This is a genomic window from Pseudomonas frederiksbergensis, from assembly GCF_001952935.1.
Classification (GTDB): domain Bacteria; phylum Pseudomonadota; class Gammaproteobacteria; order Pseudomonadales; family Pseudomonadaceae; genus Aquipseudomonas; species Aquipseudomonas frederiksbergensis.
In genome coordinates this window covers 3,715,060-3,727,662 of record NZ_CP018319.1, presented here as the reverse complement: position 1 = coordinate 3,727,662, position 12,603 = coordinate 3,715,060, and the positions used below count along the sequence as shown (strand labels likewise).

Below are 12,603 nucleotides of genomic sequence, written 5' to 3'. Positions count from 1 at the left end.
TCACACGCTCTGCGTGGGAATGATCAGAACGGGGTTGTGTTTTGAACCCGCAGAAAGAACACCCACTCGCGTCCCATCTTCCTTTTCTCAAACACCTCCAGTTCGACCAGGCCATTCAATGTGGCCGACGCGGTGTTGTAAGAACAGCCCAGGTTCTCCTTCATATTGACCACCGTAAACTCCTTGGCCATCCCACTCTTGGCCACCTGGAATACGGCTCGTTGCTTCTCGGTCAATCGGTCTAACAAACCGGATTCCAACAACCAACGATCAAAGCTTTCGGCATACGCCAGACTTTTCCGATAAGCATCGGTAAAACCGCTGACAGCCCGCAGGATGACCGAACACTGGAAGTCGATGAAATAAGTCAGATCGAGGTCGTCAGCCTCAGTGTTCAGATACGACCGTCCGTATTTCACCGGCGCACTGCGCAGCAAAATGCTGATCGCAATGTAGCGAAAGGCAGAGAAGTCACTCTTGAACATGAACCAATAAAACAGCGCCCGCGCCACCCGGCCGTTGCCATCACGAAAAGGATGCTCATAGCCCAGAGCAAAATGCAGTGCGATGCCTTTGATCAGTGGATGAAGGTAATCCTCTTGATCGGGATCGTTGTGGGGCTGATTGATCCACGTCGACAGCACCCGCAATCGTGACGCCAGCCCTGCGGCGGGCGGCGGTGTATGCACGGTGTTTCCCTCACCGTCCTGCACCACCACATCATCGTTGCCCCTGAACTCCCCCGGTGAATATTGCGTGTCATCAATGCCCTCGACACCCACCCGGTGCATGGCTGAAATCAGTTCGGCACTCAGGGCGTCATAACGCTTTTCCCAGGCGAAATTCATCATCTTGTAGTTGCCGATCACCATTCGCTCATCCGGTGTGCGCGGCAGGCGATTGCGCTTGAGCATGTCCTTGGCCACCCGCGTGGTGGTCGCTGCGCCTTCGAGCTGACTGCTGCTGATGGCTTCGTCTTCGATCAAGTCATTCAACAGGTAGCTGAAATGCGCATGCTCACCGATCTGACTGGTCATGTACTCCAGCGCGGCCGTCGTGGCTTTTCGATCGACAGCGGAAATAGCTTTCTGCGCGAGCGGAGTGAGCACGAAGTTGCCCCATTGAAGCGGCTCGCCCAAAGGCAAAAGACTTGAGTACTGCGCAGTCCGTGCTTTCTTCACCAACGCCCAGCACAGATTCGAATCCAGCCCCGGCGCCCAGCGGTAGCGCAATTCATCGAACGGCAGATAACGCCCCTGGTCGTCCATCGGCTTGAGCAAGCCGAGGTAATCCGAGAGGCGTTCCTTGTGGGGCGACTTCCCCAACAGGTCGAATACCGGGTCGGTCCTTCCCCTAAAAATGGGCGGCTTTTTCATTATTGTTGTCTCAAACACTCGTAAAACCGAGTTTTGAGTACAGCATTCCGATCCCTTTGACTCAATATCGGAAGATTCTGAAACAACTGTAGGAGCAAAGCTTGCTCGCGATGGCTGCACCTCGGTCGGCCATTTGAACCGAGGCGCCTGCATCGCGAGCAAGCTTTGCTCCTACAGAGGTTTAGGCTGGGTCCTTTTTGATTCGGAACCACGCCGCATACAGCGCCGGCAGAAACAGCAACGTCAGCGCCGTCGCGACAATCAACCCGCCCATGATCGCCACCGCCATCGGACCGAAAAACACGCTGCGCGACAGCGGAATCATCGCCAGCACCGCCGCGAGCGCAGTCAACACAATCGGCCGGAAACGCCGCACCGTGGCTTCAATAATTGCCTGCCAGGGCTTGAGCCCGGAAGCGATGTCCTGCTCGATCTGGTCCACCAGAATCACCGAGTTACGCATGATCATCCCGGACAGCGCGATGGTGCCGAGCATGGCAACGAAACCGAACGGCTGACGGAACACCATCAGGAACAAGGTCACCCCGATCAGCCCCAAAGGCGCCGTCAGAAATACCATCACCGTGCGTGAGAAACTGCGCAGTTGCAGCATCAGTAACGTCAGCACCACCACGATGAAAAGCGGCACACCGGCCTTCACCGAATCCTGCCCGCGAGCCGAGTCTTCCACCGTGCCGCCGACATCCAGCAAATACCCGTCCGGCAGTTCGGCGCGAATCGGATCGAGGGTCGGCATGATCTGCTTCACCAGCGTCGCCGGTTGTTCCTTGCCGTAGATGTCGGCGCGGACCGTCACGTTCGGCAAGCGGTTGCGGTGCCAGATGATGCCTTCTTCGAAACCGTATTCCAGGGTCGCGACTTGCGACAGTGCAACACTGCGACCATTGTCGGTCGGCACCGCCAGGCTTGGCAGCAGCGACAGTTCGGTGCGTTCGTGCAACGTGCCGCGCAACAGAATCTCGATCAACTCGTTGTCTTCACGGTACTGGCTGACGCTGGAACCGGTCAGCGAGCTTTGCAGGAACCTCGACAGGTTCGCAGTGCTCACGCCAAGCGCCCGGGCGCGGTCCTGATCGACGTTCAGATAAACGACTTTACTCGGTTCTTCCCAATCCAGATGGACGTTGACCACGTGCGGGTTCTCGCGAACCTTGGCCGCGACTTTACGGGCCAGCGCGCGAACTTCCTCGATGTGCTCACCGGTGACCCGGAACTGCACCGGATAACCCACCGGAGGCCCGTTCTCCAGACGTGTCACCCGCGCGCGCAGGGCCGGGAATTGTTCCTTGAGGGCTTCGATCAGCCAGGTGCGCAGGACTTCGCGCTCTTCGATGGTTTTGGCCAGGACGACAAACTGCGCGAAGCTCGCGGCAGGAAGTTGTTGATCCAGCGGCAGGTAAAAACGTGGCGAACCGGTGCCGACGTACGCGACATAGTTGTCGATACCGGCGTGATCCTTGAGCAGTGCTTCGAGGCGTTTGACCTCATCGCGGGTGTTGCTCAACGAGGCACCTTCCGCCAGCTTCAGATCGACCATCAATTCCAGACGACCCGATGCCGGGAAGAACTGTTGCGGCACGAAGCGAAACAGGATGACAGAGCCGATAAACAACACCGCCGTCAGGACAATGACCGTCTTGCGCCGCCGTACGCACCACTCCACCAGGCGCCTGACGCGCTGATAGAACGGCGTGCCATAAGGATCGGGCTGGCCATTGCCGGTGCCATGTTTGGCGGCATGAATCTTCGCCAGATCCGGCAGGAGTTTTTCCCCGAGATAAGGCACAAACACAACCGCGGCCACCCACGAGGCCAGCAACGCGATGGTCACCACCTGGAAGATCGAACGGGTGTATTCACCCGTGCCCGATTGCGCAGTGGCAATCGGCAGGAAGCCGGCAGCGGTGATCAGCGTACCGGTGAGCATCGGGAATGCGGTGCTGGTCCAGGCGTAGCTGGCTGCCTTGATGCGGTCGAAGCCCTGCTCCATTTTGATCGCCATCATTTCCACAGCGATGATCGCGTCGTCCACCAACAAGCCCAGCGCCAGTACCAACGCCCCGAGGGAAATCTTGTGCAGGCCGATTCCCAGGTAATACATGCAGGCGAACGTCATCGCCAATACCAAAGGAATCGCCAGCGCAACCACCATGCCGGTGCGCACGCCGAGGGAGAAGAAACTCACCAGCAGGACGATTGCCAGCGCTTCCACCAGCACCTGAACAAATTCGCCGACACTGCTTTTCACGGCGGCGGGCTGGTCGGAGACCTTGCGCAGCTGCATACCGGCAGGAAGGTTTTTCTGGATTCGGTCGAACTCGATTTCCAGTGCCTTGCCCAGCACCAGAATGTCGCCACCGTCCTTCATGGCAACGGCCAGGCCAATGGCGTTTTCCGCCATGAAGCGCATGCTCGGCGCTGGGGGATCGTTGAAACCCCGCCGCACATCCGCCACATCGGCGATGCGGAACGTACGATCACCGACGCGGATCGGGAAGCTCTTGATCTCTTCGACCGTCTGAAAATTCCCCGAGACGCGTAGCTGCAATCGCTCGCTGGAGGTCTCGAAGAACCCGGCGGTGGACACCGCATTCTGCTCTTCAAGGGCCTGCTGCACCGCCGACAAAGGCAGGCCGAGGGTGGCGAGCTTGACGTTGGAGAGCTCGATCCAGACTTTCTCGTCCTGCAACCCGAGCAGATCGACCTTGCCCACATCCTTGACCCGTTGCAGCTGAATCTGCACACGGTCGGCGTAGTCCTTGAGCACCGCGTAATCAAAACCATCGCCGGTCAGGGCGTAGATATTGCCAAACGTCGTGCCGAACTCATCATTGAAGAATGGCCCCTGGATGCCCGGTGGCAGGGTATGACGAATGTCGTTGATCTTCTTGCGAACCTGGTACCAGAGCTCCGGGATTTCCACCGAATGCATGGAATCACGGGCAACGAACGTCACTTGGGATTCGCCCGGACGGGAGAACGAAACGATGCGTTCGTACTCGCCGGTTTCCATCAGTTTCTTTTCAATACGCTCGGTGACCTGGCGCGACACTTCCTGCGCCGTGGCCCCTGGCCAGATGGTCCGAATCACCATGGCCTTGAAGGTGAACGGCGGGTCTTCACTTTGGCCGAGCTTGGTGTAGGACAGTGCGCCGACAATGGCCAGCAAGAGCATCAGGAACAGTACGATCTGGCGATTGCGCAACGCCCATTCGGAAAGATTGAAACCCATCGGGGATTACTCCTTGTCCGCCAGATTGACCACGCGGTTGGAGCGATCCACCGGACGCACCTGCTGCCCTTCCAGCAGCACATGGACGCCAGCGGCCACTACCCAGTCGCTGGCGCTCAGTCCTTCGAGTACCGGGACGGTTTTCTCGCCGAAGGCACCGACCCGCACCGGGGTTTTCTTCAGGGTGTTGTTGGCATTGACGACCCAGACGTAGGTCGCGCCGTTTTCCGCAGTCAGCGCGGAAAGCGGCACCGACAGCGGCACCACATCGGAGGTCTGAACGAACACCCGGGCACTCTGGCCGAGTTCGGCAGGCACCTTGCCGGCAGTGAAGGCGATGCGGGCGGCAAAGGTGCGCGATTTTGGGTCGGCAGCGGGCGACAGCTCACGGATGCGCCCGGCGAAACGTTGGTCGGGTTGGGTCCAGAGTTCCACCGACACTGGCTGACCGACCTTGAAGCGGCCAAAGCTTTGTTCCGGCAAGCTGATCAACACTTCGCGCTCGCCATCGGTGGCGAGGGTAAATACGGTTTGCCCCGCCGCCACGACTTGCCCGACTTCAACCGAGCGTTTCGCCACCACGCCATCTTGCGGCGCACGCAGCACGGCGTAACTGGCCTGGTTGGTCGAGACGTTGAATTCGGCTTTGATTTGCTTGAGGCGGGCTTCACCGGATCGGTAAAGGTTTTCGGCATTGTCGTACTGCGAACGGCTGACCATCTGACGTTCCATCAGGGTCTTGTAGCGGTCACGTTCGGCGCGCACCAGGCTCAGGTTGGCCTCGGCAGCGGCGACCTGGGCGCGGGTGGCTTCCAGTTGCAGGCGCACGTCCTGCGGATCGAGCTCCGCCAGAGGCTGGTCGGCCTTGACCCGCTGCCCCTCTTCGACCAGTCGTCGACTGACCTTACCGCCAATGCGAAACGCCAGCTCCGGCTCATACCTTGCCCGGACTTCACCCGGAAAACTCTCCATCGCCTGGGATGACGGCTCTGGCTGCACGACCATGGCCGGACGAACGGTGACTTGAGGCGCCTCTTCGTGACCACACGCAGACAATAAAAACGCCAGGCTGACTGGCAACGCGAGGGGCAAGGCATAGCGGAACATGGTGAAGGACCTTTCGCTAATGGTGCTTGGAATAATTATACTGGGCGGTATGTTATTAATAGCAAACTCACCAGTCCAGTATTAAAAGCGAAGAATGTCGAACAATCTCCCAGCACCCAACGGTCCGGGCCGTCCCAAGGATCTGGCCAAGCGCCAGGCAATCCTCGATGCGGCGAAAATTCTGTTTCTGAGCAAGGGTTATGCGAATACCAGCATGGACGCCGTCGCGGCCGAGGCCGGTGTGTCGAAGCTGACGGTCTACAGCCATTTCAACGACAAGGAGACGCTGTTCTCCGCCGCTGTGATGGCCAAGTGCGAAGAGCAATTGCCGACGCTGTTTTTCGAATTGCCGGACGGCGTTGCCGTAGAAACGGTGCTGTTGAACATCGCGCGCGGCTTTCATCAGCTGATCAACAGCGACGAATCGGTCAACCTGCATCGGCTGATGATGACGCTGGGCAGCCAGGACCCGAAACTCTCGCTGATCTTCTTCGAGGCCGGGCCTGAGCGCATGCTGCAAGGCATGGAGCGGTTGCTGAGCAAGGTTGATCACAGCGGCGCGCTGAGCATCGACAAACCGCGCAATGCGGCCGAGCATTTCTTCTGCCTGCTCAAGGGGGCGGGGAATTTCAGGCTGCTTTATGGTTGTGGCGAACCGCTGATCGGGGATGCGGCCGAGAGTCATGTGCAGGAAGTGGTGGCGTTGTTTATGCGGGCGTATCGGCCTTAGCCAGCCTGATCATTTTGCAGTGTTTGGGCGGACGCCTTCGCGAGCAAGCCCGCTCCCACACTGGATCTATGCGACACCGTAGGACCGCTGTGGGAGCGGGCTTGCTCGCGAAGGGGGCGACGCGATCTTAAGGCTTCAGCGCTTTCTTCGGATAAATGTCATACCGGCTGGATTTACCGTCCAGCGCATGACTCGGCTTCGGCCCTTCGATGCAGGGCGCCTTGCGCGGGCGCTTGACCACCACCCGGTGGCTGGCCAACGCCAACGCCGCTTCGAGCAGCGCAGGCGCATCCGGATCATCACCTACCAGCGGCCGGAACAGGCGCATTTCCTTCTTCACCAAGGCGGTTTTCTCACGATGGGGAAACATCGGGTCGAGGTAGATCACCTGTGGCGGCTCGCCTTCCCAATTGCGCATCACCTCGATCGAATTGCCCTTGAGCAAGCGCATCCGCGCCACGATCGGCGCCACCTCAAAGTCCTCCGCGCCGCGCGCCAGGCCATCTTCAAGCAACGCGCCAATCAGCGGCTGACGCTCGATCAGGCTCATCTCGCAGCCCAGGCTCGCCAGCACGAACGCATCTTTGCCCAGCCCCGCCGTGGCATCCAGCACGCGCGGACGCACGCCTTGGGCAACCCCGACAGCCTTGGCGATCATCTGACCGCTGCCGCCGCCGTACAAGCGGCGATGGGCCGCACCGCCCTCGACAAAGTCCACCCGCACCGGCCCCGGCGCGTCCGGGCCCAGTTGCTGCAGCTGCAACCCCTGGTCGCCGACCTGCAAGGCGAACTCACCGTCATCCACCTGCATCGGCAAACCCAGGCGCTCGGCCCATTGTTCGGCCTGTGGCTGAAAAGTCGCGGCCAGGGCCTCGACGTGGATGCGGCAGGCCGCAGGTTGCTCAATCATGAGAAAACACGCTCAAAAAATTAATGATCGGCAAAAACGGCCGATAACAAAACTATCGAGCATTTTGCCAGAGCTGAGCGTCGACCGAGAGAAATGTCAGACATTCAACGCACATCGATAGGCTACATTTCGCGACACGGCGATTTTGGCCTACGAAACTCCCAAGCACTGAGCGGCGTCAGTCACCTGTGGCAAGATTTTTTTGCCCAGGCCCTGGCCGATCAGTCGGGCGATGTCGTACCGGCTTCTCTCAACTTTCCACCGGTCGATCTCGACAGCCCGGTCGAACCCACCGTTGGCAGCGAACTGCTGGCGCACATCATTTCCCAACGCGAATGCGATGTGAAAGAAACCGAGGTCCGCCCGCCCGAGCCACTGTTCCTGCCGATTGCCGAGTTCGAAATGGACCTGGCCGACAAACCTTTCCCACCGTTCCCGCCGCAAGAAATCGTCGCTCAGCAGAAACAACAGGACTTCGAAAGCAGTTGGGTCCGCCCGATCGTGCTCACCGCAGGTCAGCCTGTGCCGCAAGCAGGTCCGGCGCCACAACCGCGTGCGCTGCACCTGCCAATCGCCGAATTCGAACTCGATCTGCTGGACAAGCCCTTCCCGCCGTTCTCGCCCGAAGAGCTGGTGGAACAACAGAAACAACTCGATTTCGATAACGGCTGGGCTCGCCCGATCGTCCTGCAAAACCTGCGCATCGCCGCCTGACTTTCAATAACAAGCCCTCAGCGACACACCCACCACGGCCCGACATCCACATGAAAGTGATTGCGGTGGGCGGCGTTGTAATCCGGACTCAAGACCACACTGAACATGTCGCAGGCGCCATCGCGGACCTGACGTAAAAACCGCGCGTCCTGATTATCCTTCGGCCAATCCTTGAGCACGTTGATGGTGCGGCCATCGGCCAAGCGAAAACCGGCGATATCCAGCGCATCAGCGCTGGCATGCTGGCTGCGCCTGCCGTTCTCGCGGCTGTAGACGTTGCGACAGGCAAAGCTGCCGAGATGGTCGACTCGCGTGACCGCTTGGCCGTAGACCGCTTGTGCGGCGGGTTGCAGGGCGTGGTGTTCGAACAGGGCGAACGACACCGCCAGGCGGCAACTGGCGAGGAAACTGCTGCTCAGCGCCACCTCGCCGCCTTGCACACGCAAGGTGTTGACCAACGGGCACGTCGCGTCGGGGCTGTCGGCCTGATGGGTTACGCGTAATCCGGAGCTGCTCAGGGCTTGATCGCACAACTGCTGATCATTGCGCAGGCGCATCAGTTTGTAGCGGGTCAGAAAATTGGGCGCGGCCTTCACGTCCAGCGGTGCCCAGGGATTCCACTGCGCCGGCACTGAGACCCAGCCGCGCCAGACGCTCACGGCCGCCGTGCCGATGATCAACAGCATCAACAGCAGCCACCATCGAAACCGCATCGTCAGCCTTTGAACAATTGATTGGCCTGGGCGTACGGCATGGACCGCGACGTGAACCCGAACGTGCCCGACGTCTTGATCTCTTCGGCAGCGCGGAAAAACTCGCCATAGGCGGCCAAGGCCAGTGCCGAACCGACGCTGATGCGTTTGACGCCCATTTCGCTCAGCTGCTCGACCGTCAATTTCAGTCCGCCAGACATCAACACATTGACCGGTTTCGGCGCCACGGCACGGACCACCGCCAACACGTCTTCAGCGCTGCGCAGCCCCGGCGCATAAAGCACGTCGGCACCCGCTTCGGCAAATGCCTGCAAGCGGCGAATGGTATCGGCGAGATCAGGATTGCCGTGCAGAAAGTTTTCCGCTCGGGCTGTGAGCATGAACGGGAACGGCAAGCTGCGAGCGGCGGCCACGGCAGCCTCGATGCGCGCGACAGCGTGCTCGAAACAGTAGATCGGCGCGTCTTCACGGCCGGTGGCATCTTCGATAGAGCCGCCGACTGCACCGGCCTCTGCCGCACGCAAAATGCTCTGTGCGCATTCGGCGGGATCGTCAGCGAAGCCGTTTTCCAGATCGACGGCGACGGGCAGATCAGTTGCCGCGACAATCGCCCGAACGTTGGCCAGGGTGTCGTCCAGCGTCAGCCCGCCATCGGGGCGGGCGTTGGAAAAAGCGTATCCGGCGCTGGTGGTCGCCAGCGCTTCGAAACCAAGGCTGGCGAGCATCTTCGCCGAGCCGGCATCCCACGGGTTGGGAATGACAAAAGCCCCTGCGCGTTCGTGCAGTGCTTTGAACGCTTGGGCTCGAAGGGTTTGCGCATCCATTTGGCAGGCTCCTGAAAAGGACAGGGAATCCGCTTCAGAGCAGGTCAAGTTGCTCGGCAGCGGGTTCTCTGTATAGCTCAGGCAGCGGCGGCAGGCCAGGCAAACGTAGCATCAGCTTTGCGTGAAAGCGTTGCGCCAGTTTGGCGGCCAGCAGGTTGTCGGCAGTGTGCAGGAAGATATAGGGCGTACGGCCCTCTTCGATCCATTCGGCGATTTTCTCGACCCACGGCACCAGGAACGGATCGTTGGCCTCGAGCTGCGGATGGCCGATGAAACGCACCTGCGGACATTGCGTGAAGGCGGCCGGACGGGGTGGCACCCGGGGCTTTTTCGATTGGGCGTGTAGTACCGAGGGATCGGTCGATGTGCAGCTGAACAGCGCGCGGGGATCGAGGCAGATACGCTCGACACCGCGATCCAATAGCAGGCGATTGAGCATTCTCTCGGCATCGCCCTTGGCGAAGAACTCGTCATGCCGCACTTCAACCGCCAGAGGCCGGTCCACCGCATCAATAAAACCGGCAAGTTCCGACAGTCGCTGCGGCGTGAAGCTTTTCGACAGTTGCAGCCACAGCGGTGAAACCCGTTCGCCGAGGGGGCTGAGCAATTGCAGGAAGGTCTCGGCAGCGGTCAATTGTTCGCGCAGGTCACCGCTGTGGCTGATGTCACCGGGGAACTTGGCAGTGAAGCGAAAGTGTTCGGGCATAGTCTCGGCCCAACGCTGCACGGTGGTCGCAGCCGGGCTCGCGTAGAAGGTCGTGTTGCCTTCAACGGCGTTGAAAACCTGGGAATAGAGATTCAGAAATTCGGTGGGTTTTGCGTCTTGCGGATACAGGTAATCGCGCCAGGCGTTTTCACTCCAGGACGGACAGCCCAGGTAGTAAGGCAACTGCATCAGATGTACAGGTCGAGGCCCAGCACATCCGAATCCCAATCGACAAAACCGGCGGTGCTCAGGTAGCTGGCCAGGGCCTTGGCGACACTGCTGCTCATGGCACGGTGATAAAGCATGTCTTGTTGACGGGCGGGGAGATTACTCAAGCGTTGCGCAGAAGCCTTGGCGGCGCGGGCGGCCATTTGCTCTTCGGATGGAATTTCCTGCTCGCCGTCGATATCGACGTAGTCGTCATCCGCCACGGGGCCTTTGCGAGGCTTGCGCTTGATGGGGTAGGACTGAGAGGGAACGCCGTCTATACGCATGAGTACATGTCCGGTATCAATGATGGCAGTTTAGTGGCGCATAGCCCGCTTCGCAAACCGCCGAGTGATAACTAGAACACAGAAAATGGAAAAGGTTTAAAAGCTGGGGGATATAAAACGACGATTGGCTGCGTTGGTACACATTGTGGCGAGGGAGCTTGCTCCCGCTCGGCTGCGAAGCAGTCGTAAAATCAGACGGCGGGGGTGTACTTGCCTACGATTGGGGCCGCTTCGCAGCCCAGCGGGAGCAAGCTCCCTCGCCACTAAAGCAATGCGGATTATCGTGCTTTGGGGGTCGCGACTTTATCGCGCAAGTACACCGGCTGAGCCTCATCAGCCACGATCGCCTCACCCCGCGCCCAGGCAAAACGTGCCAGGGTCAGCAGATCCTCAGCGTGAGGCAACATGCCCGCATCCTGCCCGGTCAGGCTGACGGCGATTCGCTCGGCATAACCCCAGCCAGTGCCGGCGCCAAACCACTCACCGCTGGCGTCCGCCGGCAATGCGGCCACTTCCGGCGACAGCACTGCTTCATTGCCGACCAGCCGCATCTCCCCCGCCGTTTCGCGATAGCAACCCCAATACACTTCGTCCATGCGCGCATCAATGGCGGCCGCAACCTGGCTTACGCCATGTTCGCGATAGGCCCGCTGCGCCAGCACGGCCAGGTTCGACACCGGCAATACCGGGCGATCCAGCGCAAACGCCAGCCCCTGCACCACGCCGATGGCGATCCGCACGCCGGTGAACGCCCCCGGACCACGGCCGAAAGCGATGGCATCGACCGCTTGCAGGGTGGTCCCGGCATCCGCCAGCAACTGCTGAATCATCGGCAGCAGCTTCTGCGCATGCAGGCGCGGGATCACCTCGTAATGGCTCGTGACTTTGCCGTCATGCAGCAAGGCAACGGAGCAAGCTTCAGTCGCGGTGTCCAGGGCCAGCAAGGTGCTCATCGATGTTTCCGTAAGAGAGGTCAGAAAAAGTGCGCCAGTATAAACAACTACGGCCCGCAAGCGGGCCGTAGAAGATGAAGCGTTTTTTTAGCTCAGTGCTTCAAGCACCTTGCCGGTGATCGCTTCAACCGAGCCAACACCTTCGACATGGCTGTACTTCGGTTTGCCTTGAGCGACGGACAGCTCCTGGTAAAACTTCACCAAAGGCTCGGTCTGGGCGTGGTAGACCGACAGGCGATGACGCACGGTTTCTTCAGTGTCGTCTTTGCGCTGCACCAGCTCGTCGCCGGTGATGTCGTCTTTACCGGAAATTTTTGGCGGGTTGTAGACGATGTGGTACACACGGCCGCTGGCCTCGTGAACACGACGGCCAGCGATACGCTGAACGATGTCTTCGTCTTTAACGTCGATTTCCAACACGTGATCCAGCTCGACGCCGGCTTTCACCAGGGCTTCAGCCTGAGGAATGGTGCGCGGGAAACCGTCGAACAGGAAACCGTTGGCGCAATCGGCCTGGCTGATGCGTTCCTTGACCAGGTTGATGATCAGGTCATCGGAAACCAGACCACCGCTGTCCATGACGCTCTTGGCGATCAGGCCCAGCTCGGTGCCGGCCTTGACCGCTGCACGCAGCATGTCGCCAGTGGAGATTTGCGGAATGCCGAATTTTTCGGTGATGAACTTAGCCTGAGTACCTTTACCGGCCCCGGGAGCTCCCAGCAGAATGACGCGCATCGATGTGCTCCTCAATTTTTTATATGGATAACGTCAGATTCGCCTCGTGGGGCCAATCTCAAAAAAGGGTCGTGACCGCCCAAACGGC

General features: G+C 59.8%; 12 protein-coding genes. 2 read left to right on the top strand and 10 right to left on the bottom strand.

Features of this window, described 5'->3' with window-relative positions:
- Nucleotides 1–23: 23 nt before the first annotated feature.
- The 3 genes from PFAS1_RS17305 to PFAS1_RS17295 all read right to left on the bottom strand — a co-directional run bounded on the left by PFAS1_RS17305 (nt 24) and on the right by PFAS1_RS17295 (nt 5,736).
- Nucleotides 24–1,376, bottom strand: coding sequence for a Fic family protein (locus PFAS1_RS17305; protein WP_076029911.1), 1,353 nt, complete (start codon nt 1,374–1,376; stop codon nt 24–26).
- A 181-nt stretch (nt 1,377–1,557) separates the two neighbouring features.
- Nucleotides 1,558–4,629: an efflux RND transporter permease subunit gene (locus PFAS1_RS17300; protein WP_076029910.1), complete on the bottom strand. Its 3,072-nt coding sequence runs from the start codon at nt 4,627–4,629 to the stop codon at nt 1,558–1,560.
- Nucleotides 4,630–4,635: 6 nt separating this feature from the next.
- On the bottom strand, nt 4,636–5,736 hold the full coding sequence (locus tag PFAS1_RS17295; protein ID WP_074879759.1) for an efflux RND transporter periplasmic adaptor subunit: 1,101 nt from the start codon (nt 5,734–5,736) through the stop codon (nt 4,636–4,638).
- A 94-nt stretch (nt 5,737–5,830) separates the two neighbouring features.
- On the opposite strand from PFAS1_RS17295, the gene PFAS1_RS17290 reads away from it, so the two are divergent.
- A complete protein-coding gene (locus PFAS1_RS17290; RefSeq protein WP_076029909.1) occupies nt 5,831–6,466 on the top strand; it encodes a TetR/AcrR family transcriptional regulator in 636 nt (211 codons plus the stop codon).
- A gap of 127 nt (nt 6,467–6,593) precedes the next feature.
- Here PFAS1_RS17290 and PFAS1_RS17285 read toward each other — a convergent pair whose 3' ends face one another.
- Nucleotides 6,594–7,376, bottom strand: coding sequence for a class I SAM-dependent methyltransferase (locus PFAS1_RS17285; RefSeq protein WP_008146717.1), 783 nt, complete (start codon nt 7,374–7,376; stop codon nt 6,594–6,596).
- 93 nt (nt 7,377–7,469) lie between these two features.
- Between PFAS1_RS17285 and PFAS1_RS17280 the strand changes: the two genes are divergently transcribed.
- The gene (locus PFAS1_RS17280; RefSeq protein WP_076029908.1) at nt 7,470–8,090 is read left to right on the top strand and encodes an energy transducer TonB; all 621 of its coding nucleotides are present in this window, start codon (nt 7,470–7,472) and stop codon (nt 8,088–8,090) included.
- Between the two features lie 17 nt (nt 8,091–8,107).
- Here PFAS1_RS17280 and PFAS1_RS17275 read toward each other — a convergent pair whose 3' ends face one another.
- The 6 genes from PFAS1_RS17275 to adk all read right to left on the bottom strand — a co-directional run bounded on the left by PFAS1_RS17275 (nt 8,108) and on the right by adk (nt 12,515).
- Nucleotides 8,108–8,803, bottom strand: a complete 696-nt coding sequence (locus PFAS1_RS17275; protein WP_076029907.1) for an extensin-like domain-containing protein — start codon at nt 8,801–8,803, stop codon at nt 8,108–8,110.
- A 2-nt stretch (nt 8,804–8,805) separates the two neighbouring features.
- The gene (locus tag PFAS1_RS17270) at nt 8,806–9,627 is read right to left on the bottom strand and encodes an isocitrate lyase/PEP mutase family protein (protein WP_076029906.1); all 822 of its coding nucleotides are present in this window, start codon (nt 9,625–9,627) and stop codon (nt 8,806–8,808) included.
- A gap of 34 nt (nt 9,628–9,661) precedes the next feature.
- The gene (locus tag PFAS1_RS17265) at nt 9,662–10,522 is read right to left on the bottom strand and encodes a DUF72 domain-containing protein (RefSeq protein ID WP_076029905.1); all 861 of its coding nucleotides are present in this window, start codon (nt 10,520–10,522) and stop codon (nt 9,662–9,664) included.
- Nucleotides 10,522–10,827 (bottom strand): hypothetical protein, encoded by a 306-nt coding sequence (locus PFAS1_RS17260; protein ID WP_076029904.1) that lies wholly within the window; start codon nt 10,825–10,827, stop codon nt 10,522–10,524. The genes PFAS1_RS17265 and PFAS1_RS17260 overlap by 1 nt, the downstream gene beginning before the upstream one ends.
- 278 nt (nt 10,828–11,105) lie before the next feature.
- Nucleotides 11,106–11,780: a tRNA (adenosine(37)-N6)-threonylcarbamoyltransferase complex dimerization subunit type 1 TsaB gene (tsaB, locus tag PFAS1_RS17255; RefSeq protein ID WP_074879772.1), complete on the bottom strand. Its 675-nt coding sequence runs from the start codon at nt 11,778–11,780 to the stop codon at nt 11,106–11,108.
- Between the two features lie 87 nt (nt 11,781–11,867).
- The gene (adk, locus tag PFAS1_RS17250) at nt 11,868–12,515 is read right to left on the bottom strand and encodes an adenylate kinase (protein WP_076029903.1); all 648 of its coding nucleotides are present in this window, start codon (nt 12,513–12,515) and stop codon (nt 11,868–11,870) included.
- Between the last annotated feature and the right edge of the window lie 88 nt (nt 12,516–12,603).